We start from the raw sequence: 22,675 nt of genomic DNA, 5'->3' as shown, positions 1-22,675 counted from the left end.
CGCGGCCAGGCGGCGCGAGGAGACGTCCAGAGCCTTTCATCAGGCCGCCGCGCTCGCCCGGGTCGCGCTCAGCTGGCCAGGTGGCTCAGATGACCTGCGACCAGGCATAGGTGAAGCCCATGACCTGGTCCGTGAGCGTTTCCAGATGGCTCGCGGCCCGCCGGTCGAGTACCTCGCCGCCCGCGCCGAAGGGCGCCGTGGAGGTGTCGATCGAGACGCCGAGGGGAGTCGGCCAGCCGCGCAGCGCGTGGACCGAGGAACGCAGCGCCGCGAGCGTGGTGCCCGCGGTCTGGGGGCCGTCCGCGCAGACGATCAGCCCGACGGCACGTCCGTCGAGGTAGGGGCGCGGTGCGTCCCGGAGATCCTCCAGGTAGTCCAGCGCGTTCTTGACCAGCCCCGACACACCGCCGTGGTAGCCGGGAGTGGCGATCACCACCGCGTCGGCCCGGGCGATCTCGGCGACCAGCCGGCGAGCCGCGGGAGTGCGCTCGACCTGCTCCGGAACGTACATCGGCAGGTCGATGTCGACCGAGCCGAGCAGCACCGTCTCCGCGCCCGCCGCGGCCATGGACCGCAGCACCGTCTCCAGCGCGCGCAACGACGCCGACTCCGGCCGGGTCGTCCCGCCTAAGCCCACGATCGTCGGGCGCCGCCGACGATCCGGGCGGGCGGCCTGGCCGCTGCGCACGGCCAGCGCGGCGAGGTCGCTGAGGACGTCCCCACCCGCCCGGTCGGCGGGGCGTGATCGCCTGCTCGCGTCCCGGCGGGCGAGCGGTTCGCCCTCACCCGTGTGCACACCTTCACCGCTCGACGTGAACGCGCTGTGCGCGTCGACCATCGACTCCTCCTCGTCGCAAACCGCTGCCGATCTCGCCCGCGGGACCTCGTGGGACGAAATCTGCCTACCGCAAGGCGTGGGGCGGAAGCGACGGAAAGCGTACTGGCAGGTGTTCAGTGCCGATCGGCGCGGCGTCGCAATGCGGGCGGCAGCGCCACGGCCCCGGGGCCGAAGACGGCGACGTGGTCGTCGGGGTTCGACATGTGGCAGCGCCGCAGCGACAGGCAGCCACAGCCGATGCAGGTGTCGAGGCCGTCGCGCAGCCGTTCCAGTGCCTCGATCTGCTCGTCGAGCCGGCTGCGCCAGGCCCGCGAGATCGCGGTCCAGTCGGCCTTGGTGGGAGTACGTTCGGCCGGCAGGCGCTGCAGCGACTCGCGGATCTCGTCCAGGCTGAGCCCCACGTTGCGGGCCGCGCGGATGAAGGCCAGCCGACGCAGGGCGTGGCGCGGGTACCGGCGCTGGCCGCCGCTGGTCCGTGTTGTGCTCAGCAGCCCTTCCCGCTCGTAGAAACGCAGCGCCGAGGCACTGAAACCACTGCGGCGCACGACTTCACCGAGGGTCATGGCGTCCGAGGCGTCCATTTCCCGACCGTACAGCGGTCAACATGAAGTGAGCTTTAGGTTTCCGGGCCGGCGGCCTGACTCCGGGCTCGCTACGATTTGACCGTGCTTGCCGCGGTTCCCCGATCAGATGACGGTCCCGTGCCGGACGACCATCCGGGCCCGAGCGGTACGGGTCCGAACCGTGCAGCCCCGAACGGTGCAGCCCCGAACGGTGCAGCCCCGAACGGTGAAGCTCCGAACGGTGCGGGCCCGAACGGTGCGGGCGCGCAGCCCGGTGTGCTGGCCCTGCCGGCAGCGGCCGGCGGGCCGGAGGCGGCCGGCGAAGGCGCGCATCGGCGCTTCGACCCCCTTACCGGGCGCTGGATTCTCGTGTCGGCGGGCCGGGTCGCGCGCCCGTGGCGCGGCGGCGAGGAGAAGGTCGCCACCGACCTCCCCGCCTACGATCCCGAATGTCATCTCTGCCCTGGAAACGCGCGGGCCTCCGGCATCGGGAATCCGGACTATGACGGCGTCTACGTGTTCGAGAACGACTTTCCGGCGTTGCGACCCGGATCTTCCGACGCGCCGGGCGGCTGGCTGGGCGAGGCCGCGCCGAACACGGCGAACGGTGCGCTGCCACACATGGCGGACGGTGCGGCGCCGATGTCCGATGCCCGGGCGTCCGCGCTGCTGCGGGCGGCTCCGGGTGCGGGAACCTGCCGCGTCGTCTGTTTCGACCCACGCCACGACCTCACCCTGGCCAGCCTGCCCCTCGAGCGGGTCCGCGCGGTTGTCGACACCTGGGCCGACCAGGAGCGCGATCTGGCCCGTACCTGGACGTGGGTGCAGATCTTCGAGAACCGCGGGGCGGCGATGGGCGCGTCCAGCCCGCATCCGCACGGCCAGATCTGGGCGTCGTCGTTCATGCCGGACCTGCCGGCCGCCGAGGACCGTTCCCAGCGGGCCTACCTGCAGGCGCAGGGGACCTCCCTGCTCGTCGACTACGCGGCGCTGGAGTCCGACCTCGACGCGGCGAGCGCGGCGTCCGAGCCGAGCCGGGTGGTGGTGGCGGACGACCACTGGGTCGTCGTCGTGCCCTACTGGGCGCTGTGGCCCTTCGAGACGCTCCTGTTGCCCCGCCGCCCGGTGCGCCTGCTGCACGACCTGACCGGTCCGGAGCGTGACTCGCTGGCAGGCGTGCTGCGTTCGCTGCTGCGCACCTATGACGCCTTGTTCGACAGTCCCTTTCCGTACTCGATGGGCTGGCATGCCGCCCCGGGCCCGCACGACGGCTCCGCTGGGCAGGCGACCGAGCACTGGCAGCTCCATGCCCATTTCCACCCGCCGTTGCTGCGGTCGCCGACGGTGCGCAAGCACGTGGTGGGCTACGACCTGTTCGCCGGGATGCAGCGCGACATCACGCCTGAGGACGCCGCCGCCCGCCTGCGCGCCGCTCGCCGCCGCGTGACAGAGCCGCCCGCCGCCGTGTGAACCGCCGGGCAGGTCCCGAGCTTCGGCCTGCCGCTGCTGCCGAGCAAAGCCTGAGGATTGTGGTCGTGGGGACGACCGAAGTCCTCAGATCCTGGAGCCGCCGCGGACCGGGCCGGGCCGGTGGTCGGTGGTCGGTCAGGGTGTGCCGGGAAGGGCGTCGTCGGCGTCGCCGTCCACGCCCTGCTGGCTGGCCAGGCGTTGCTGGGAGGAGAACTCCCAGAGCTTCCCGGTGGCCCACCACGGCCAGTCGTGACCGCCGTCCCAGGGCACACCGACCACCACCGACGAGCTGGTCACCCGCGAGGATTCGGTGCGTGAGTCGGGGAACGTGACCTTCACGTAGTCCGACCAGCCTCCGCGCCAGGGCACGGTCGTGTCCTGGGTGCCGTGGATGTGCATCATCCGAATGGGCGCCTGCTGACAGGGCACGAGCAGCGCGCCGGCGACGACTCCGGCGGCGGCGAAGACTTCGGGCGCCTCGCAGACGGCCCGCGCCGCCATCATGCCGCCGTTCGAGTAGCCCCAGACGTAGACCCGGGTCGGGTCGACCGGGGTTCGTCGTTCCACGTCCGCCACGAGCTCTCGCAGGTATGCGACGTCGTCGACACCGTTCACGCCCGCGCAGCAGGTGCCGGAGTTCCAGGCCCCGTCGATCGCGTGCCCGTAGGCGAGGACGAATCCGTGCTCGTCGGAGTACGGGGTCGCGCCACTGAGGTCGCGCATCGCGGCCGCGTCGTGCAGGTACGCGTGAAGGAGGATCACCAGCGGTCTGCGCTGCCCCGCCTGGACGGTGGTGTGCAGGTCGTAGCTGCGTCCGGACGCCAGTGTGACGAGCTCGGTGTAGGTGGCGCCCGCCGCGGCGGTGGCGGCGGGGGAGGCCGGCGTCACGGTCGACGACGCCGCGCCGCTGGTGGGCGAGGCCGCGGTCCCAGCGGCCGCGGTCCCAGCGGCCGCGGTTCCAGTGGCCGCGGTTCCAGCTGATGAGGAGACCGAGGCCCCCGACTTGGCGGCGGCGGTGCCCTCGGGCGCCGCGGCATGCCGCGCCGCACCGGTCGTGGTGCCCGTCGCGGGGGCGGTCGTGGTGCCCGGGGAGGCCTCGGCGACCACGTGCGCGGCGGAGGCGGCGCTCGTCGCGGACGGGAAGCCGGTCGCCTCCAGGGCGATCTGTGTCGTGAGGAGGGCTATGAGTGGCAGGCCGACGGCGACGAGGAGCACGATGACTCGTCGGTGGCCGAACGCCACTGCACCCCCCACCCGGGCTCTCGATCAGGCAGATACAGGCAGATAGATGTAAGTCGCTGACTTCGCCGCGGGCCGCGGCCGACGTCATCGTAATAGCGCCTCGGATCGGTGCTGACGGCCCTACCAGCCGTGATGCGGGCCGCGGCGGCACCGCCACCCCGGGTGGCCCCCGATGGTCATCCGCGGGGTGCGGTCGGCGGGCGAGCCGCCCATCCATACCCCACGGCCGCAGTTCGAAGATCTGCCGCTTTTGGTCGTTGGAACGACCGAAAGCCGCAGATCTTGTCCGGAAGCAACGCCAGCCGGCGGCGGCCCGCAGCCGCGGGAGCCGGCGACCCGGTGTGGTCCGAGACCCGGTGTCGTCCGAGACCCGGTGTCGCCCGAGACCCGATGGTTTCAGACCCGGTGCCGTCAGGGATGACGAAGTCCGTCGATCGCCCGGTAGATGCGTTCCTCGGAGACCGGGTACGGCGTGCGCAGCGCCTGCGCGAACAGGCTCACCCGCAGTTCCTCGATCATCCAGCGGACCGCCGTGACGGGCTCCGCCGCGGCGGCGGCCGGGCCCAGCTCCTTGACCAGCTCGCGGTAGGCCGTCAGAACATGGCCCACCCGGGTGGTGAGCTGGCGATCCCGGGCGGCGTCGCCGGGCAGCCGGTCGACGCGCCGCGCGGCGGCGGTGAGGTAGCGCTCAAGATCGGGCAGCCGCTCGAAGCCCGTCCGGGTCACGAAGCCGCGGTGGATCAGGTCGTCCAGCTGGCCACGCAGGTCGGCCGTGGTCGCCAGCAACGCCGGGCTGGTCAGGGTGCGCAGGCTCCGGTCGACCTGGTGCGCCAGCGCCAGCACCCGCTCAGTGGCCCGCACCACCGCCAACGAGCGCTCCGGCAGCTCGGCGCGCACGACCTCGAGCAGGGCCCCGAAGCCGGCCTCGTCCCGGGCGGGCCCGCCCGCCCGGCGCAGCAGTGTGTCCACGGCGCAGGCGACGCAGTCGTCCAGCAGGTCGCTGACGTCGCGGTGCGGGTTGTTGCTCAGGGCCAGCTTCGCCGCGTTCGGCAGCCGACCGATGATGCCCCGGACGGGGGATGGCACTCCCAGCAGCAGCAGCCGCCGGGTGCCGGCCCACATCGCGGCGTCGGCCTCGTCCGGGTTGTCGAAGACCCGGACGGACACCGACGCGCCCTCGTCCACGAGCGCCGGATGGGCCCGCACGACATGCCCGCCGCGAGTGCGCTCGATCACCGTCGGCAGGGTGCCGATCTCCCAGGCCCGCAGGCCCGAGCGTTCCACCCCCGCGGCGGCGGCGGAGACCACCGCCCGGGTCTTCGGCCGCAGCCGCGCCCGCAGCTCCGCCAGGTCCTTGCCCTCGGCGAGGGTCGCCCCGCGGTCGTCGACCACCCGGAACGTCATCCGCAGATGGGGCGGCAGCATCTCCACCAGCCGGGGCGGCGCCCAGACCCCGGGGGGCAGCGCGGCCCCGCTCATCCGGTGCAGCTCCGCGGCGACCGCGTCGGCCAGCGGATGGTCGTCCGGGGTGATCCGGTCGAGCACGGCCCGCGCGTAGTTCGGCGCGGGCACGAAGCCGCGCCGGACGACCTTGGGCAGCCCTCGGATCATCGCGGTGATCAGCTCCTCGCGCAGCCCGGGCACCTGCCAGGTGAACGGCTCGGCCGGCAGCGTCCCCAGCACCGGCAGCGGCACCCGCACGGTCACGCCGTCGGCGGCCTCGCCGGGCGTGAACTGGTACGTGAGCGGCAGCTCCACCTCACCGGCGACCCAGACGTCCGGGTAGTCCTGCGCGCGGATCGCGCCGGCGCGGTCGTTGACCAGCATCGCCGCGGAGAAGTCGAGCAGGTCGGGCTGCGTGCGCCGGGTCGCCTTCCACCAGGTGTCGAAATGGCGGCCGGAGACGACGTCCGCGGGGATCCGCTGGTCGTAGAAGTCGTACAGGGTCTGGTCGTCGACGAGGATGTCGCGGCGTCGAGCCCGGTGCTCCAGCTCCTCGACGTCCGCGAGCAGCTCCCGGTTCGCCTGGAAGAACGCATGCCGGGTGTTCCAGTCGCCCTCCACCAGCGCGTGCCGGACGAACAGCTCCCGGCTCACCACCGGGTCGATCCGGCCGTACTGCACCAGCCGCGCGGTCACCAGCGGGACGCCGTAGAGCGTGACCTTCTCGTAGGCCAGTGCCGCCGCCTGCCGGCGCGACCAGTGCGGCTCGCTGTAGGTGCGGCGCAGCAGGTGCTCCGCCAGCGGCTCGACCCAGTCGGGCTCGACCCGCGCCACCGTGCGGGCCCACAGCCGGGACGTCTCCACCAGCTCCGCGGCCATCACCCAGGTCGGGATGCCGGGCCCGCGCCGGTCGCCCTGGGCGTCCGGGCCCTCGTCGGCCCCGCCGCCCGCGCCACCGGCGTCCGCGCCGGCTGCCTGCGGGCTCTCCGGCCGCGCCGGCCGCCGGCGGGCCAGCCCGGAACCCGGGAAGATCGCGAACCGGGCACCGCGTGCCCCGAGGTAGTCCTTCTTCTCGGGCTCGTAGCGGCCGATGTGGGACAGCAGCCCGGTCAGCAGCGCCTGGTGCAGCGACCGGACGTCCGCCGGGCTCTCGTTGGGCGCCAGCCCCAGGTTCCGCGCGATCGAGCGCAGCTGGCCGTGGACGTCCTGCCACTCCCGGATACGCAGGTAGTTCAGGAACTCGGTGCGGCACAGGCGGCGGAACTGGTTGGACGACCGCTCCTCGCGTGCGGTGCGCAGGTGCTGCCACAGGTTCAGGATCGACAGGAAGTCCGACGTCGGGTCGGTGAACCGGGCGTGGGCCAGATCGGCGGCGGCGCGCTGCTCCACCGGCCGTTCCCGCGGGTCCTGGATCGCCAGCGCCGACGCGATGACGAGGACCTCCGACAGGCAGCCGAGCTCCCCGGCGGCGAGCACCATCCGGGCCAGCCGCGGATCGACCGGAAGCTGGGCCAGGCTGCGCCCGACCGGGGTGAGCCGCCGGCCGGGCTCGGCGTCCTCGACCAGCGCCCCCAGCTCGGTCAACAGCCGAACACCGTCGGTGATCTGGCGCGTCTCGGGTGCGTCGAGGAACGGGAAGTCGGCCATCTCGCCGAGTCCGAGGGCCTCCATCTGCAGGATCACCGAGGCGAGGTTCGTCCGCAGGATCTCGGGATCGGTGAAGGCCGGCCGGGCGAGAAAATCGTCCTCGGCGTACAACCGGATGCAGATACCGTCGGACGTCCGCCCGCACCGGCCGGCGCGCTGGTTCGCCGAGGCCTGGGAGACCGGCTCGATCGGCAGCCGCTGCACCTTCGTCCGATGGCTGTACCGGGAGACGCGGGCGAGCCCGGGGTCGATCACATACCGGATGCCCGGCACGGTCAGCGACGTCTCGGCGACGTTCGTGGCCAGCACGATCCGCCGCCCGGTGTGCGGGCTGAACACCCGGTGCTGCTCGGCCGACGACAGCCGTGCGTACAACGGCAGCACCTCGGTGGCCGGGCGGTCCTGCCGGGCCAGCGCTTCCGCGGTGTCCCGGATCTCCCGCTCGCCGCTGAGGAACACCAGGATGTCGCCCGGTCCCTCGGCACACAGCTCGTCCACCGCGTCGCAGATCGCCGAGACCTGGTCCCGCTCGCTGTCCCGGTCGGACTCCCGGTCGCGATCCCGCTCCCGGCCTCGGTCCCTGGCGCGGTCACGGTCGCGGTCGCGGTTCCGCTCGCGTTCGCGCTCGCGTGCGGGGCTTCGATCCGAGCCATCGTGGCGGTCACCGCGGTCACCGCGGTCACCGGCGTCGCCGCCGTCGGAACCGGTGAGAGGTCGATACCGCATCTCCACCGGATAGGTGCGGCCCGACACCTCGATCACCGGCGCTCCGTGAAAGTGGCGGGCGAACCGGTGCGGATCGATCGTCGCCGAGGTGATGATCACCTTGAGGTCCGGGCGGCGGGGGAGAAGCCCGTGCAGGTAGCCGAGAATGAAGTCGATGTTGAGGCTGCGCTCGTGCGCCTCGTCGATGACGAGCGTGTCGTACTGGCGCAGCATCCGGTCGGCGGTGAGCTCGTTGAGCAGGATGCCGTCCGTCATCAGCTTGATGAGGGTGGTGGGCCCGACCCGGTCGGTGAACCGCATCTGATATCCCACCAGTCCGTCAGTGGCCGCGCCACCCGGCTGGTCGGGCTGATCGCTTGGATCGGTTAGATCGGTTAGATCGTTTGGGTCGGGCTGGTCGGTTTCGGAGGGTTGGCTGGGCCGGTCGGGTCGGCCCTGCGCGGGGGCGGTGATCCGCTGGTCGCGCCCCGCGATCGTGCTGCCCAGCTCCGCCGCGATCCGTTCGGCGACGGTACGTGCCGCGATCCGCCGTGGCTGGGTGTGCCCGATCATGCCAAGCACCCCGCGGCCCAGCTCCAGGCACAGCTTGGGGATCTGCGTGGTCTTTCCCGAGCCGGTCTCACCGGCGATGACCACGACCTGGTGGTCACGGATGGCGGCCAAGAGCTCGTCCCGGCGCTGACTGACGGGCAGCTCCTCCGGGTAGTGGATGAGCGGCACGCTCGCCTGCCGCGCCGCGACCCGAAGGCGTGCGGCTTCGACGTCGGCCGCGATGCGTGCGATGGAGGACTCGCGCGCGTCGGCGTCCCGCGTCTTCCGAGCCCGGTCGAGGCGGCGGCCGAGGCGATGCGCGTCGACGGCCATCAGCCGGGGGAGATGAGCGCGCAGCTCCGACAGCCGCGGCGGCGGCGATTCGGCTGGAGAGATCACTGGCAGCGTGTGTCCCGGGCGGTCGTCGGATCGGCGTTCGTGGCTGCCTCGGCGGGCGCAGGTGGCGACCGGCGGACTACCCGACCGGTCACACTCCGCCCGCGCCGAGGCGGGTGGGCGCCGCCGTGGCGTGGCGGGGCTCCCGGGGGAGCATTGTGCCCGGGACGCCGCGTGCGGGCACCTGCTTTTCCAGCGTTCGGATGGCCGAACACATTCCCGCCGGGCCCCGCGGTGGCCGGAAGCGGTGGCGCCGCGAGGTGGGGCTGCGAGGTGGGGCTGCGAGGTGGCCTGGCGCCGCGGTCTGACTGCGCGTGGTCAGAAGGTTGTCGGTGCGGCTCCCTGGCCGGTCTTCGCCATCGAACGCTTCTACCGGCCATGCCGACAATCCATGACAAGCCGGATGAAAGGGGTGCGGAGTCGTCTGCCAATCCGCAAGAAGGAAGCATTTTGGTCGTCCCAGCGACCGAAATCCTTCACCCTTCGGACTCGCCCCACCGGGCCACCGCGTTCGGGGGCCCGGCCGCGTTCGCATACCGGCGTCGAGCGGGGCGGCCAGGACATCCGTACCGGCCAGCCTGCTGTATCAGGCGGCGGTTGCCGCCACGGCGAGGAGTACCAGAGCGCTGACGGCGGCGGTCGTCCGGATCGAGTTGAAGAAGTCCCAACGGGCACGCTGGGCCTGCCAGTCGCTCGGCGGCGCCTCCGGCTTCCAGGTGGCCATCGCGTTGTTGATCGGAAGGTCACCCCGCACGGTGACGAGGATGTTGGTGAGAACCGCGGCCGAGGCCACCGCTGCGAAGATCGCGGAGGTGGACGCGCCATCCACCGCCGCGGCCACGGTCAGGGCCACGGCCGAGAGCAGGCTGGTGATCTGAAGCGGCTTCATCAGCTTCGGGTAACTGATGTCGAAGGCCTGCTTGACCAGCACGTATGAGGTTGTGGGCAGCGAGTGCAAGGCGGGTCGAACCGCGACGAGGCCAATAGTCATCGTCCCCGCGACGAGCCCGGTCAGAACGAGGGAGACCACGACGAGTGCCGAGACCATGGCTTCCGGCTCTCCATCCTTCAGGCGTGGCTGAGTGGATGCATTCATACCAAGCCGGGATGGTCCGGGTGACCCACTGTCCTTTTCATGCAAAGCACCTGGCCAGGGCCGTGAACGGGCGGCGCTCGCACTGCTCGCGGCCGCGGCGCGCCCGCTGTGCCCCCGCACCCGGGGCGATATGCCAGGTTGGCATGTCACGGCCGGATCGGGCCAGGGCCGGCCGGGCGGGACCGGGCTGGGCTGGGCTGAGCCGGGCGGTTCCATGCAGTGGTTCCATGCACAGCGGAACCACGCGGATCCAGATCGGCGCAGGCGCGGGTGGAGATCAGGCCGACCGGCGGGCCGGCCGACCAGCCGATCGAGTGGCGGGGCAGCGGGCGGCGCGGTGGTTTCAGAGCTGGGCGACGATCCGGTTCAGGAGATCGGGTGTGGCGGCCGGCGGCGGGCTGTCCACCGTGAGACGGTTCATTGCATTTGCATAAATGTCTACTTCTTCCCTTTTGTCCATATAGACGGCGCCGGTGAGCTGCTCCAGGTAGACCACGTCGGGCAGGTCCGACTCGGGGAAACGCAGGATCGTGAAGGCGCCGCCCTCCGCCGCATGGGCGCCGAAGGTGAACGGCATGACCTGCAGTGTCAGGTTCGGCAACGCGCACATCGTGATCAGGTGTTCGAGCTGGCGACGCATCACCTTGGGGCCGCCGATCGGCCGGCACAGCGCGGCCTCGTCGATCACCACCCACAGCCGGAGTGGGTGCTCACGGTAGAGGATCTTCTGCCGGTTCATGCGCACGCTCACCCGGCGCTCGATGACGTCCGGGGGGTCGCCGGCGCTGCCCTGGGTGATGACCGCCCGGGCGTATTCCTCGCTCTGGAGCAGGCCTGGGATGAACTGCAGCTCATAGGTTCGGATGAGCTGCGCCGCCTCCTCCAGCCCGATGTAGGGCTGGAACCAGTTCGGCAGGACGTCGCCGTAGCCGTGCCACCAGCCCGGGCGGTTCGCCTCGCGGACGAGGGTCAGCAGCGGCTCGCGTTCGTCCTCGTCCGTGACTCCGTACAGGGTGAGCAGGTCCTCGACGTCGCGGCCCTTGAAGCTCACCCGGCCCAGTTCCATCCGGCTGATCTTCGATTCGGAGGCCCGGATGTGGTAGCCGGCGTCCTCGCGACTTATGCCCTTTTCCTCCCGAAGGCGACGCAGCTGCGAGCCGAGCAGGATCCGACGGACGGTCGGACCGCCTCCCGGCTGAGTGCTGGTCACTGTCGGCCCCCTTGACATAGGTCAATACAAGAGTACGTCATTCGATCTTCTACCCTCGTTCACCCCGCGGCCTCTCGACCCGGTTCAACCGGTTCCGCCTTCGCGTTGTGAACTAGATACGTATACACGGTTTACGTTGAGTGTTCGGCACCGGCTTGGCTTGACGAGTCACAAGCAGGCGTGATCAGGCCCTTCCGAGTACCGCCTGTTTCATTGCCGCCCACACACCGTCGCATTCCTCCTCGACGTGGACCGTGCCGGGGGAGGCGCGACCGGGTGGCTGCGGCATCGATGGTGGCCCGGCCGGTCGGATGGGTCGGTCGCCGATTCCTGCAAGGACTCCACCATCCCGGGGAGGCTTCTTTGCCATGGCCGGCGCACGGACCAGGTGCCTGGCCCGGGGCCTGTCTCCGAACCCCCTCGAACCGGTCGGTGTTGCCGGAACCTCACTGTGGCAGAAGGATCACGCTGTGGTCGAGCAGTAGTGCTCCGTCGGGGGGTTTTCCGCAACGGTGCGTGTCCTCTTCCACTGTCGGGCCGCGAAGCCGCCCGCGGCCGCATGGCGCGCACCGCCTTCCATTGTCCTTCTGTGTTGTTCATGTGGGGTGCCGTTCATTCGGTGCTGTCATCTCGGCGGGCCGGTCGGCACCGTGCCGCTTCACGCTGCCGCGGTGTCACATCCTGCCGGCCCGGCGAATACCCGGCGTGCGGCCCCGGTGCACCCGCCGGAGTCGGACGGCGTGTTGACCGTACAGGCTCGCCATGGCGCGTCCGGTGGGTGAGGGGACCTTCGTCGTTGCCTGGATGGTGGGCCGCCGCCGCCCTGCCGCGTAGGTCGCGGTGAGCTGGCCGGGTGCCCGCAACCCAGCTCGGAGCACACATCGCGGCATCCGCGGGGTGTATCCCGGTGCCATTTCCGTGGCGTGTGGGGGAGCCGTTCGTCATCGGAGGCACCCGGGCTGAGAGGGCACGATCGGGTAACCGGCTGCGATGGAGGCGCGTCGAACGGGTTACCCCCGCGGGCCGTGTTTACCCGGCCCGTCGTGGGTCGGGCGGAGATCGGCGCCGGCCGCGGACTTTCGATTGGTTGCTCCCGGCACCCTCGTCGCCCCTCGTTGGAGCCCGCGGTGGACCGGAGGCCGCGGATGCCGCGCTGTCATGGCCGGTGTGAACTGGTTGCCAGTGGGTGTGGCCTGGTCGTTTCACGGTGCCAGAACTTTGATCCTGCGTTGCTTTGATGTCTCAAAGGGGTGGCACGGTGGGGGAGGTGGGGTCCTCGTGAGCGAACGCTGGATGCGGCAGGCGAGCGTCGTGTGCACATGGATAGCGGTCCGATGCACGTGCACACGCGCGTGCTGTATCGTGAGCCGAAGTCCGTGCAAGCGCACGAGCTGACCCCCGGAGGGAGGTAGGACGAGGCCTCTCGTCGGCTTGGACCCCTTGCGCGTGGGGCGGTTTCGTGGCCGCGGGCGAGCCGTGAGCCGCCTGAGAGAAAAGGCTCCCAGACCCTCGGTAGCACTCGCCTGGCTCCGGACGAAGGAACTTCAGGAGATCGACCTTGTCCAAGATCTACAGTGGTATGCCGGCCACAGCACTTCAATGGGTCACGTGGCAGAAGAGCCGGCGGAGTAACTCCCAGGGCAACTGCGTCGAGATGGCGCGGCTACCCGGAGACGCTGTGGCTGTTCGGAACTCCAGGCATCCCGACGGGCCCGCTCTGGTCTACACGCGGGCCGAGATTGAGGCACTCATCCTCGGTGCCAAGGATGGGGATTTCGACAACCTGCTCATCTGATGGGAACGACCGTGTCGGTACTCGGTGAGTACCGGGGGACTGCCTCTGGGGGTGGCGGTCACCGTGAACCACGGTCTATCCCCGTCCTGGGCGGGTACCCGGAAAAGCCGGGGCGAGGCCCCGGTCGCACTACCTGTAACCGCACCACCTGTAACCCGTACCGCCTGTAAGTGCAGCACTGATAACGCCGTGCCATCGCCAGTGCACCACCTGCTAACGCACCAACGCCGACTAGCGGGTAACCGGATTGTGCGGGGACCAGCCGACTGCTCGGCGCTACGACGGGATCTTGCGATCTCGAGGTAGTCCGCCCCGCTGGGTCGCGACCGGACACCGGCGTCCGGTCGGCGATCTCGTCAGGGGCTGGCGGATCTCCCCGCCGCGGTTTTCCCGCTGAGCCATGCACGGGTCTCCACGAGCCCTGTGCGGCCTGTCTGGAGGTTGTTGGTGTGAGCCGGTACGGCAGCGATCTGGCAGGTTCCTGCCGGCTCGGGCCTTCTCGACTGCCTGCCGCTGATCCGGCGGCGTCCTACCGCCGCGTCGCGGCTGGGTTCGACACCTACCGATTCGACCTCGACCCGCCGGGGCTGCCGCGAGCGCTGCCATGCCCTGTGCGCGCACCGGAGAGCCGAATGACGCCGCCGATCACCGATCGGATCTTCACGTCCGGGGATCTCCCGCTACTGTCGCTGCCAAGGGCCGACGGTCTGATTGTCTGCCGTTGGCTGCCCGACCCGGCCGTGGCTCGGCTGGGAGGTCCCGCCGACGTCGACACCCTGCTGGAGCGGCGCCGCACACAGGTGAGTTTCGACATCGTGGAACCGAGCTGGCTGGCGCGGGCCGCCGCCGAGCGGGTGCGTGGGCCGGGTGTCGACGCGGTCGTGATGCACGAGCATGGCGGCCTGCCCGGCCGAAGTGCGCTGGCGCTGGCCTTCGCCTCGCACCTGCGTTCGGTGTTCCTGCGTGCCGAGCGGCAGGTCCACGTCATCACCTCCGGCACCCGTCCGGACCTGACCGGCCTGGCCGAGCTGGTCCGCGTGCCGCATCTGGTCACCGTCACGGATGCCACGGGCGCCGTCGCGGACGCCGTCGTCTGGGAGGTCATGACCGGTGGCGAGTTCGACGCCTGGCTGGACGGCGCACCACGCCCCGACCAGTGCGCGATCGAGTCCCACCTGCCGGGCCTGCTGCGGCTGCGAGGCCTGCACCGGGCCGGCCGGCTCGACCGAAGGCGCTGCGCGGTCCTGGCGGAGGTCTTCGGCGAGGGCGGGGAGAAGACGATCTCCGCGACATTGATCCACCGGTTCCCCGATGTGGTTCTTCCGCTGGCGGCCGCCACGGTGGCCGCCTAGGGAACCGAAGCTTCGACCGGCGACCGGCGACCGCCCCGATCGGCGACTGCCCCGACCGATTACGCCCCGCCGGCGACAACGCCCCAGAGTGCCCGGACGATGGCTGTGCGGGTTCCCGGATTGGCTGAGTGCAGCCGGGTGAACACTCTTCGCGCTGGTCAGGTCGAGTGTGACCAGCCATCGCCGCCGCCCCATTGCATTGGACGGCACGAGGGTGCAAACATGTACCAGCTGCCCGGGGATCCCCCCGTACCCCGGGCGGCCTTTTTTATGTCCGTTCCCGGCCATCGCCGCGTTTCGGGCCGGACTCGGCGAGACCCGGCCCGGCAGCCAACCGTCAGCGGGGCCAAGGGCGACCTTGCCGCGAGGCGGTCCCTGGTCGTGTGGTCCTCAGGTTGCCCGTCTCCTCAGTCGTGACGCTGGTGCGGTTTGGGACGAGGCGGTCGGGTATCTGGACGAAGGTCGGCGTGCCGGGTACCGACCCATCGGCTCGGATCTGCCCGACTGCCTGGTTCAGCGCGGCCTCGACGAGGCCCGGCAAGCCGTCGATCATCGACGGAACCGCGTAGATCGCCCGAGGGAACCTGCGCAGCAGGTCCACGGCGGCGGTGACCACCGAGGGCATCTCGCGGAACACCCGTTCCACCTGGACGGCGGCGCTGGAGCCGTCGGCGAGGCGGGCGACGCCGTCCGGCACGAGCGCGCCGGCGGCGACCACCGCCTCGTTCTCCGCGCGCCATCGGCGCGGACTCACCCAGCCGACGACCGCGACGCCCGCAACCGGTGTCTGGTGTTCCAGGAGCAGCCGGGTCCGTGCGGCCTCGGCCGCGTGCACGGCCGCGGTCACCGGCTCGTCGGCGCGGTGGTCGACCTCGCCGACGAGGCGCGCACCGTTCTCGGTGAGGCGGACGATCCGGCCCCGGTTGGCGAACAGGCCGTCCGCGTGGACCAGATCCGCCTGCATCCAGCGCCGAACCACCGCCCGCGCCGCGTCGCGGGAGGTCTGCATCGCGGGGTCGAGCACGATTGCCAGGTCATCCTCGTAGGCCGAACCCATCTCCAACAACCAGGTCAGGCATCGAAAGTCGCGCGCGTTTACCCGTACGCGCCCTTTGTCCGATCTTTGCTTTCTGGCCGCCTGTACCATTTTGTGCCTTTCCTTGGCGCCGGTGCAGGCGCCGCCACAGTGTCCCCTCTGGGGCATCGAACCCATAAGGGACGCCCCGCGCTGGGCCGGGCAGGCTCGGGCCGGGACGTTCGGGGTCGATTCCACGGCTGGCCAGCTTGCGCGGGGGTCCTTCCGCGAGCCGGTTCATTTTTAGTGCAAATAGCTAGACGATATTTGTCTTTGCTGGACCTCAACGCTTCCGTGTTCCGAGTACTGGCCGGACCGCGAAGGGCCGGACCTGAACTCTGCTCGGGGGGTGCTGTGACCTGGGCCGATGTTGCTTCTATGGGCTCGGTCCACTGTTGCCCGCTCCGCGTTCGAACGTCGGGATGTTTGTCGGGTGCCCGATTGTGTCAAAGAGGTGCATGCTGTCAAGGGGGTGTGGTGTGCCGGTCGGAATCGGTCGGTTTGCACATGCATTTTGCAGCCTACTCCTGTCGGTCGCGCGCGAAGTGAGCAGGAACGGGCTTCCGTGCGCTTTCCGACTCCATGGCTGATGCCGGCGCGGCCCGGCGGCGGCTGAACACGGGGCGGCCGTGCCGCGTGGATCCTTCGGGCTTACCGGCCGGGCGGCGGGACGCCCGGCCGGGCGCGGACTACGGTTCCCGCCATGCCGTCAACCGTGACACTGCCAGCGTGGACCCAAACCGCGAAGTATCTCGCTCTGACCACATTCCGCAAGGACGGACGTCCCGTCTCGACGCCGGTCTGGTTCGTGGTCAACGGAGCGGAACTGTTGGTCCTGACGGACGAGAGCAGCGGGAAGGCACGCCGGCTGCGCAGCTCGCCGCGGGCGACCGTCGCCCCGTGCGACGCCCGCGGGCGGGCCTCGGAAGGCCCGATCGAGGTCATGGCGGAAATCGTGCCGGAGCGGACCGGAGCGACCCGGGCCATGGTGAACCGCAGATACCGGTTGGCAGCCCCGCTGGTGGCGGCGACGTCGAAGGTTGTACGCACGGTGCGCCGGCGTGATCCGGAGCGCCCGACCGCGATCCGGATCACGATGCCCGGCTGGTAGGGCTGGTAGGGCTGGTAGGTCGCCGGCCCGTGTGCCTGGGCCCGGTGCCCCGCGGCGGTCAGGTTCGGTCGGGGGCGGCTATCGCCTCCGAGCGCAGCCGCTGGCCGACGGTCCCTTCAACGATCTTCTGCAGCACGGCCGGCCGGGGATCACGCCCGAGGACACCCTTGATTTCCAGGTCGGCCGCCAACTTCCGCAGCGCCGGGACGGTGAGCGGGCCCAGGTCGTCGATCATCCCCATGGCGGCCTCTCGGCTGGGGGCGGCCCGCAGCGACCGGCCCAGCGCCGCCAGCATCGCCCCCGCGGGCGGCTCCACCGGCGCGCCGTGTCGGGTGGCAGCGGCGGCCCGGCGCGGGCGGCGGCTGGCCGCCCGGGCGGCAGCCGCCGCGCCGCCGCGCGGCTCCGCGCTGCGCGGACCGGTGTTGCCCGCGTCGCTCGTTTCGACGGCGTCTGGTGCGACGGGCACCACCGTGAGGCGGGCGCGGCCGGTCGCGAGGTCGCCGACCTGCCGTGCGTCGAGGGTGGCCAGCAGTTCCGAGAGACGCCTCAGCACGAGAATTCCGATGTCGGCCGGGTCCGTTGCCCCGAGCGGAGCGTCACGGGTCACCGCGCGCGGGGAAATCCCGGTGTCAGTACCCACGGTTCGCCGCCCCGATCCGCCGCAGGAACTCGTCGACAAGGGCGCGCAACTCCACCGCCAGCGCCCGGGGTATGCGCTCGGAAAGTACCACGGGCAGCCGCGTACCGGCCGCTCCGGCGAAGTAGGTGTTGCTCTCCCGGACCATTGCCTCGAAAACCGGGACATCGAGGCTGCGTACCAGGTCGATGTGCGGCTGCATGGCGTTGATGGGCTGGCCGCCGTAGTACTGCACCATGGTGAAGACGATGCCCAGAATCCGCGGGTCGAGCCTTTTGACCTCCGGATGCCGGTCCGACTGCAGCCCGGCCACCCGGTTGTACTCCCAGGTGAAGCGGTGCAGCCGGCTGAGGAGATGCTCGATACCCAGGGTCGACAGCTCGTCCGGCCGCGCCGGGATCAGCAGGTGGTCGCAGGCGGCGATCGCGGTGCGGGTGATGACACCGAAGTTCGGTGGGCAGTCGATGAGAACCAGGTCGTAGTCGTGCGGGTGCAGCGTTGCCAGGCCGGTGACGAGCCGCTGATAGACGTCGAAGTAGTACCGGGTGGACCGCTGGGCCTGCGCGCCCCCCAGCCGGGCGGCCAGGTTCATCTCCACGTCCCCGAGGGAGAGATGGGACGCGACCAGCCCGAGCGCGCCGCCGTTGTAACTGATGGCCGAGTTGACCACCGGCGGTGAGGTGATGAACGGCGAGAGGTGCGGGACATAGGCCTCGCCGCGCCACGCCTCGAACCACTCCTTGATGGTCCGGTCGTCAGCGAGATTCGCACGCCATTCGTCGGGGCGGTAGAAGGAGAAAGTGAGACTCGCCTGCGGATCGAGGTCGATCATCAGTACGCGCTTTCCCCACCGGGCTATGTCCGCGCCGATGTTGGCGGTGAGTGTCGTCTTTCCTACCCCACCCTTGTAGTTGACGACTGCCACGACTTTCACGGCATCCTCGCTCCCGTACCCCGGCTGGCGCTGCTAAGAGGTAACCACATGCCGGTTCGAGGGCATTCGTGTGGCATGCCGGGAGCCGCTGACCGCCGGCCACCGGCTGCGCGGTGCCCGATCACCGGCCGACCTGCGGACGGATCCGCCCGGAGGTGCCCGGTAGGCGTTCCGGCACTCCGTGCATCCGTGCCGGCCCGAGCATCCGATGTCCTCCCGATGTCCGTCTGACGTCCTTCCGAGGCACCTGAGGCGCCTGAGGCGTCTCTCGGGGCGGCTGGCGTCTCCCAGGAGCCTGGGGCCGGCAGGCGTCCCGCGATCACCGACCGCCGACCGATACTTCGGCGTACATCATGCTGAACAGAGAAAATTATGGCGTAGGTGTTGATCGGGCCCGCGAGTGGCTCTTCTGGGTGACAGGGGGCCGATCGGATCGTCCGAGGGGCGCGACATTATGGGGCGTACCGGCATCTGGCCGGCGACCCGCATCGGCGCGGCATCAGGGAGCCACCATGTCCGATCCATCTGTTGATCTAGCTGCCGACCCGGCCACCCTGGTGGACCGGCTGGCCTCGCTGTCGGAGTCCCAGACCGAGGAGCTCCTGCGGGGGCAGCGCGGGGACGCCGTCCTCGACGAGCTGTTCGCGCGGATGCGCGACAGCTTCCAGCCCGAGAAGGCCGGGGGCGAGGACGCACTGGTCCAGTTCGAGCTCGGCGGTGGCCCGGGCGGTGTGACTCGGGTTTTCGCGCTGTCCATCCGTGCCGCGGTGTGCGAGCTCACCATCGATCCGCCCGGCGGCGCCGTGCCGGCTGACGATCGCACCGTTACCGTGCGCACGGATCGGGTCCGCCTGGTTCGCGTGGTCACCGGTCAGGCGAACGCGGCCAAGCTCTTCCTCACTCGCAAGATCAAGATTGACGGTGATCTGAAGTTCGGCGGGCAGGTGGTGTCCTGGTTCGGGGTCACTCCGGAGAACTGAGTGGCGTGCCGGGGCGTGGGGCGGCGGCCAGCTGCCGGCGGCGGCGGCCGGCGGGTGATCCGGCTGCCGTGCCTGCGGCTGGCTCTCGCTCCGGCGAATGAATGTCCGGTGTAGGGCCACTCATCTGGCATGGGTCAGTCGTGAACCGGTGTGTCGGGCGAAAATAATCCATCCCGCGGTGGTGGTGGTCCGTGCATCGGTACCCTGCTCGAAGGGCGGGGTCGGACGTGCCCCGCGTGGCAGCCTCGCCGCTGGCTTCCCGCGGTCCGCGCCTGATGTCAGTACCGCTGCCGCCGCGCTGTCGCCTTCGCGCTTTGCCTTCATCCGACGCTGTCGTCACGTCGCCCTCATCACATTGAGGTTCAGTGCCTCGGGCTCTTGTGGCTGGATGCCGGTGCCGGGTAGCTGCCGGCGGTCGAGTACCACCACGCCCGAAAATCGCGCGTACGCACGGTTGCATTTGTGTACTGACCGTAGATGGGCCGAGGGTGCTTCACGCCGCCAGCCCGGTTCTACGCAATCACTGTTGCCCGGGGTGTTGCCAAGACTTCCCATACACGCAACCATCTATCACCGTGACCTGTGACGACGTAATGCAAGTGGCCGACCCGGTCGAACGGGCAGCGCTCGCCGACCAGCTCATGTGGACGGCGAGCCAACAGCGTTCCGCGCTACGCGGTGTCCGGGCCGCCGCGATCAGGCAGGCTCTTGAGGATGGGTCGACCACGGCCGAGCTGGCCCGCCGGATGCGGGTCACCGAGGCCGACGTCGCCTGGATGGCTGATCATCCGGTGTCCACGCTGCGGGTTGTTCCGCTGAAGCCCGAGCGAGCGATGCGCATCGCCTGAGCGGGTCGTTTCCGCGGTATGAGGGACGTCGTCCGGTCAACGGCGACCGGGCACACTCCTTCGCTGTCCCTTCCCCGATCCGCCCCGGACGGGCGGAGCGGCCACCGGCCGCACCGTCGACTCCCGCCCCGGCCGTGTTTCCCCCGCCGGGTTCGCACCTTCTTCGACGCCCTTCTCGTGCGTCTTCGTCCCCGCTTTCCCGGTGGCATCGACAGTGAGCCTTTCCGTCTCACGGTGCACGGTCAGGGACGCCGCAGGTCCGAGTCGACGATATAAGGCACAGTCGCGCCCATGGCTTCTAATGCCCGGAATCGCTGCGGCGGCCCGCTTCGGCAGTTGCCTTCCGCCTGTCGCCACCGCCTTCTCGGCTGTGGCTCGCGGACGTGTCGCACCGGCCTTTTTCCGCGTCTGTGGCCGTTCATCTTTTCTGTCGTAATTTGTCGGCAAGCAGGCCGTTGACGGACCGGTGGTCAGTTAATACGCAGGCCTTTCGGTCGCCGCGGACGGCTTCTCCGGTTCCGCCGGCACGCACCCGACGTCCCGCCTGCGCGCGGGCCGGGCTCGCCCGCGCTTCGGCCTCGGCCTGCGCCCGAGCCGCCGGCTCCGCATCCAGGTCTGCCCGGTCCGTCCTGGCCGGTCCCGGCCCGAAAAGCGTTTGACCTCAAGCTCGGTTGAGGTCTTACTGTCGCCGCACGTGGCCGGGATCGGCCGTCCGAGGCGGCCGCGTGGGCACACGAAACTGTCGGTACGGCGTGCTTCCATGCCTGCGACAGAGCTGGATCTCGACGCGGACAAGGTGGTGTTGTCGATGAGCCTGGAGTCCACGGCCTGGCACTCGATGTACTCGATGATGCACGCACAGCGGGAACGGCGGCCGTTCTCCCGCGCCACCGTTCGCCGCATCGCGGGCTTCGCGGCGCCGCACCGGCGCAGGCTGGGCTGCTTTCTGGTGACGAGTGTCGCGATGGCTGTCCTGGCGGTCGTCACACCGGTCCTCGCCGGCCGGGTCGTCACCGCCATCGTGGACGGGTCGCGTCCCCGGGTGGTCGTGCTCCTGGCCCTGGTGATCGCCGCGATCGCGGTGGTCGAGGCCGGGCTCGGAATCCTCAACCGCTGGCTGTCCGCGGGCATTGGCGAGGGGCTGATCCTCGACCTGCGCACCGCCGTCTTCGACCACGTGCAGCGAATGCCGGTCGCGTTTTTCACTCGGACCAGGACCGGCGCCCTGGTCAGCCGGTTGAACAACGACGTCATCGGTGCTCAACGGGCATTCAGCGACACGTTTTCCGGCGTTGTCGGCAACCTGGTGTCACTGCTGCTCACGCTCGTGGTGATGGTCAGCCTCTCCTGGCAGGTCACGCTGTGCGCGCTCATTCTGCTTCCGGTGTTCGTCCTGCCCGCGCGGCGGATGGGTTCCCGGCTGGCCGGGCTGGAGCTCGAGGCGGCCAACCACAACGCGGCCATGGGCTCGCGCATGACGGAACGCTTCTCCGCCCCAGGCGCCACCCTCGTGAAGCTGTATGGGCGGCCCGCGGAGGAATCCGCCCAGTTCGCCCGCAGGGCCCGCCGGGTGCGCGACATCGGCGTACGTTCCGCGATGCTCCAGTGGGTGTTCCTGTCGGCGCTCACGCTGGTGTCGGCGCTCGCGCTGGCACTCGTCTACGGGCTCGGCGGGTACCGCGCGCTGCGGGGCGACCTGGAGCCGGGCGCGGTTGTCGCGCTCGCCCTGCTGCTGACCCGGCTGTACGCACCGCTCACCGCCCTGGCCAACGCCCGTGTCGAGATCATGAGCGCGCTGGTGAGCTTCGAGCGGGTCTTCGAGATCCTCGATCTGGCGCCGCTCATCGTCGAGTCGCCGAACGCGCGGCCGGTGCCCGACGGGCCGGTCAGCGTGGAGTTCGACGAGGTCGACTTCGCCTACCCGACCGCCGAGGCCGTCTCCCTGGCCTCGTTGGAGGAGGTCGCCGTCCTCGACGAGCGCGGCGGCGCCGAGGTGCTCCACGGCGTGTCCCTGCGGGCGGAACCCGGTCAGATGATCGCCCTGGTCGGGTCGTCGGGCGCGGGCAAGTCGACGATCGCCCAGCTCATCCCGCGTCTGTACGACGTGGGCGCGGGCGCGGTGCGGCTGTCCGGGGTCGACGTCCGGGAGCTCAGCGCGGACTCGCTGCGCCAGGCCGTCGGCATGGTCACCCAGGACGACCATCTCTTCCACGACACGGTGCGCGCGAACCTGCTGCTGGCGCGGCCCGAGGCGGGCGACGAGGAGCTCTGGGGCGTCCTGCGCCGGGCCCGGCTCGCGGAGCTCGTCGAGGAGCTTCCCGACAGGCTGGACACGGTGGTCGGCGAGCGGGGCTACCGCCTTTCCGGTGGGGAACGCCAGCGGCTCACCATCGCACGCCTGCTGCTCGCCCGGCCCCGAGTTGTGGTGCTGGACGAGGCGACCGCGCACCTGGACTCGACCTCCGAGGCCGCCGTGCAGGCAGCGCTCGCCGAGGCCCTCGCGGGCCGCACCGCCGTGGTCATCGCCCACCGGCTCTCGACCATCCGCTCCGCCGACCAGATCCTGGTCGTCGAGGCCGGCCGGATCGTCGAGCGGGGCAACCACACCGAGCTGCTGGCGGCGGGCGGTCGGTACGCCGAGCTGTACCGCACCCAGTTCGAGCAGCGGGACCAGACCGGGCAGCGGGACCAGGCCGGGCAGCGGGACCAGGCCGGGCAGCTGCCCGTCCAGCCCGGTCCCACCCTCGTCGGCGCGGGCTGACCGCGCCGACGAGACGCCAG

16 protein-coding genes are annotated in these 22,675 nt (G+C 70.7%); 7 read left to right on the top strand and 9 right to left on the bottom strand.

Annotation, left to right across the window (positions count from 1 at the left end; genetic code table 11):
- Positions 1 to 85: 85 nt before the first annotated feature.
- Together AWX74_RS10190 and soxR are read right to left on the bottom strand one after the other, a co-directional pair.
- A complete protein-coding gene (locus AWX74_RS10190; protein ID WP_091274188.1) occupies positions 86 to 838 on the bottom strand; it encodes an NADPH-dependent FMN reductase in 753 nt (250 codons plus the stop codon).
- 113 nt (positions 839 to 951) lie between these two features.
- The gene (soxR, locus tag AWX74_RS10185) at positions 952 to 1,419 is read right to left on the bottom strand and encodes a redox-sensitive transcriptional activator SoxR (RefSeq protein ID WP_054564902.1); all 468 of its coding nucleotides are present in this window, start codon (positions 1,417 to 1,419) and stop codon (positions 952 to 954) included.
- A 258-nt stretch (positions 1,420 to 1,677) separates the two neighbouring features.
- Here soxR and AWX74_RS10180 point away from each other — a divergent pair, with 258 nt between their 5' ends.
- On the top strand, positions 1,678 to 2,871 hold the full coding sequence (locus AWX74_RS10180; RefSeq protein ID WP_091274659.1) for a UDP-glucose--hexose-1-phosphate uridylyltransferase: 1,194 nt from the start codon (positions 1,678 to 1,680) through the stop codon (positions 2,869 to 2,871).
- Positions 2,872 to 3,006: 135 nt separating this feature from the next.
- Here AWX74_RS10180 and AWX74_RS10175 read toward each other — a convergent pair whose 3' ends face one another.
- The 4 genes from AWX74_RS10175 to AWX74_RS10160 all read right to left on the bottom strand — a co-directional run bounded on the left by AWX74_RS10175 (position 3,007) and on the right by AWX74_RS10160 (position 11,162).
- The gene (locus AWX74_RS10175) at positions 3,007 to 4,125 is read right to left on the bottom strand and encodes a CE1 family esterase (protein ID WP_242666165.1); all 1,119 of its coding nucleotides are present in this window, start codon (positions 4,123 to 4,125) and stop codon (positions 3,007 to 3,009) included.
- A 399-nt stretch (positions 4,126 to 4,524) separates the two neighbouring features.
- Positions 4,525 to 8,793 (bottom strand): ATP-dependent RNA helicase HrpA, encoded by a 4,269-nt coding sequence (hrpA, locus tag AWX74_RS10170; RefSeq protein ID WP_091274655.1) that lies wholly within the window; start codon positions 8,791 to 8,793, stop codon positions 4,525 to 4,527.
- A 649-nt stretch (positions 8,794 to 9,442) separates the two neighbouring features.
- Positions 9,443 to 9,904, bottom strand: a complete 462-nt coding sequence (locus AWX74_RS10165; protein WP_091274182.1) for an anthrone oxygenase family protein — start codon at positions 9,902 to 9,904, stop codon at positions 9,443 to 9,445.
- A gap of 391 nt (positions 9,905 to 10,295) precedes the next feature.
- Positions 10,296 to 11,162, bottom strand: a complete 867-nt coding sequence (locus AWX74_RS10160; RefSeq protein WP_006545544.1) for a helix-turn-helix domain-containing protein — start codon at positions 11,160 to 11,162, stop codon at positions 10,296 to 10,298.
- Between the two features lie 1,558 nt (positions 11,163 to 12,720).
- Between AWX74_RS10160 and AWX74_RS10155 the strand changes: the two genes are divergently transcribed.
- Positions 12,721 to 12,957 carry a DUF397 domain-containing protein gene (locus AWX74_RS10155; protein ID WP_006545546.1) on the top strand — a complete coding sequence of 79 codons (237 nt, stop codon included), beginning with the start codon at positions 12,721 to 12,723 and terminating at the stop codon, positions 12,955 to 12,957.
- Between the two features lie 632 nt (positions 12,958 to 13,589).
- Positions 13,590 to 14,309, top strand: coding sequence for a hypothetical protein (locus tag AWX74_RS10150; protein ID WP_091274651.1), 720 nt, complete (start codon positions 13,590 to 13,592; stop codon positions 14,307 to 14,309).
- 337 nt (positions 14,310 to 14,646) lie between these two features.
- Here the strand turns inward: AWX74_RS10150 and AWX74_RS10145 are convergent, their stop codons facing one another.
- Entirely contained in the window at positions 14,647 to 15,366 is a 720-nt protein-coding gene (locus AWX74_RS10145) for a hypothetical protein (protein ID WP_226931270.1), read from the bottom strand.
- Between the two features lie 721 nt (positions 15,367 to 16,087).
- Here AWX74_RS10145 and AWX74_RS10140 point away from each other — a divergent pair.
- A complete protein-coding gene (locus AWX74_RS10140; RefSeq protein ID WP_054564894.1) occupies positions 16,088 to 16,495 on the top strand; it encodes a PPOX class F420-dependent oxidoreductase in 408 nt (135 codons plus the stop codon).
- 58 nt (positions 16,496 to 16,553) lie between these two features.
- Here the strand turns inward: AWX74_RS10140 and AWX74_RS10135 are convergent, their stop codons facing one another.
- Both AWX74_RS10135 and AWX74_RS10130 read right to left on the bottom strand, forming a co-directional pair.
- The gene (locus tag AWX74_RS10135; RefSeq protein WP_091274175.1) at positions 16,554 to 17,135 is read right to left on the bottom strand and encodes a hypothetical protein; all 582 of its coding nucleotides are present in this window, start codon (positions 17,133 to 17,135) and stop codon (positions 16,554 to 16,556) included.
- The gene (locus AWX74_RS10130; RefSeq protein WP_006544859.1) at positions 17,125 to 18,066 is read right to left on the bottom strand and encodes a ParA family protein; all 942 of its coding nucleotides are present in this window, start codon (positions 18,064 to 18,066) and stop codon (positions 17,125 to 17,127) included. The genes AWX74_RS10135 and AWX74_RS10130 overlap by 11 nt, the downstream gene beginning before the upstream one ends.
- Positions 18,067 to 18,578: 512 nt before the next feature.
- On the opposite strand from AWX74_RS10130, the gene AWX74_RS10125 reads away from it, so the two are divergent.
- The 3 genes from AWX74_RS10125 to AWX74_RS10115 all read left to right on the top strand — a co-directional run bounded on the left by AWX74_RS10125 (position 18,579) and on the right by AWX74_RS10115 (position 22,655).
- Positions 18,579 to 19,046 carry an SCP2 sterol-binding domain-containing protein gene (locus AWX74_RS10125; protein WP_006544860.1) on the top strand — a complete coding sequence of 156 codons (468 nt, stop codon included), beginning with the start codon at positions 18,579 to 18,581 and terminating at the stop codon, positions 19,044 to 19,046.
- A gap of 593 nt (positions 19,047 to 19,639) precedes the next feature.
- Positions 19,640 to 19,894, top strand: a complete 255-nt coding sequence (locus AWX74_RS10120) for a hypothetical protein (RefSeq protein WP_006544861.1) — start codon at positions 19,640 to 19,642, stop codon at positions 19,892 to 19,894.
- A gap of 808 nt (positions 19,895 to 20,702) precedes the next feature.
- Positions 20,703 to 22,655 carry an ABC transporter ATP-binding protein gene (locus tag AWX74_RS10115; RefSeq protein WP_165615562.1) on the top strand — a complete coding sequence of 651 codons (1,953 nt, stop codon included), beginning with the start codon at positions 20,703 to 20,705 and terminating at the stop codon, positions 22,653 to 22,655.
- The last annotated feature ends 20 nt before the right edge of the window (positions 22,656 to 22,675 follow it).

It is taken from the genome of Parafrankia irregularis, from assembly GCF_001536285.1.
Lineage (GTDB): Bacteria > Actinomycetota > Actinomycetes > Frankiales > Frankiaceae > Parafrankia > Parafrankia irregularis.
The sequence above is the reverse complement of the archived record's forward strand: the minus strand, read 5'-3'. Positions and strand labels throughout refer to the sequence as shown.

Bases quoted from the DNA above. Each gene is read 5' to 3' on its own strand.
- AWX74_RS10190 (WP_091274188.1), bottom strand. From the start codon at position 838: ATGGTCGACGCGCACAGCGCGTTCACGTCGAGCGGTGAAGGTGTGCAC.
- soxR (WP_054564902.1), bottom strand. From the start codon at position 1,419: ATGGACGCCTCGGACGCCATGACCCTCGGTGAAGTCGTGCGCCGCAGT.
- hrpA (WP_091274655.1), bottom strand. From the start codon at position 8,793: ATGGCCGTCGACGCGCATCGCCTCGGCCGCCGCCTCGACCGGGCTCGG.
- AWX74_RS10165 (WP_091274182.1), bottom strand. From the start codon at position 9,904: ATGGTCTCGGCACTCGTCGTGGTCTCCCTCGTTCTGACCGGGCTCGTC.
- AWX74_RS10150 (WP_091274651.1), top strand. From the start codon at position 13,590: ATGACGCCGCCGATCACCGATCGGATCTTCACGTCCGGGGATCTCCCG.
- AWX74_RS10145 (WP_226931270.1), bottom strand. From the start codon at position 15,366: ATGGGTTCGGCCTACGAGGATGACCTGGCAATCGTGCTCGACCCCGCG.
- AWX74_RS10140 (WP_054564894.1), top strand. From the start codon at position 16,088: ATGCCGTCAACCGTGACACTGCCAGCGTGGACCCAAACCGCGAAGTAT.
- AWX74_RS10125 (WP_006544860.1), top strand. From the start codon at position 18,579: ATGTCCGATCCATCTGTTGATCTAGCTGCCGACCCGGCCACCCTGGTG.
- AWX74_RS10120 (WP_006544861.1), top strand. From the start codon at position 19,640: ATGCAAGTGGCCGACCCGGTCGAACGGGCAGCGCTCGCCGACCAGCTC.
- AWX74_RS10115 (WP_165615562.1), top strand. From the start codon at position 20,703: ATGAGCCTGGAGTCCACGGCCTGGCACTCGATGTACTCGATGATGCAC.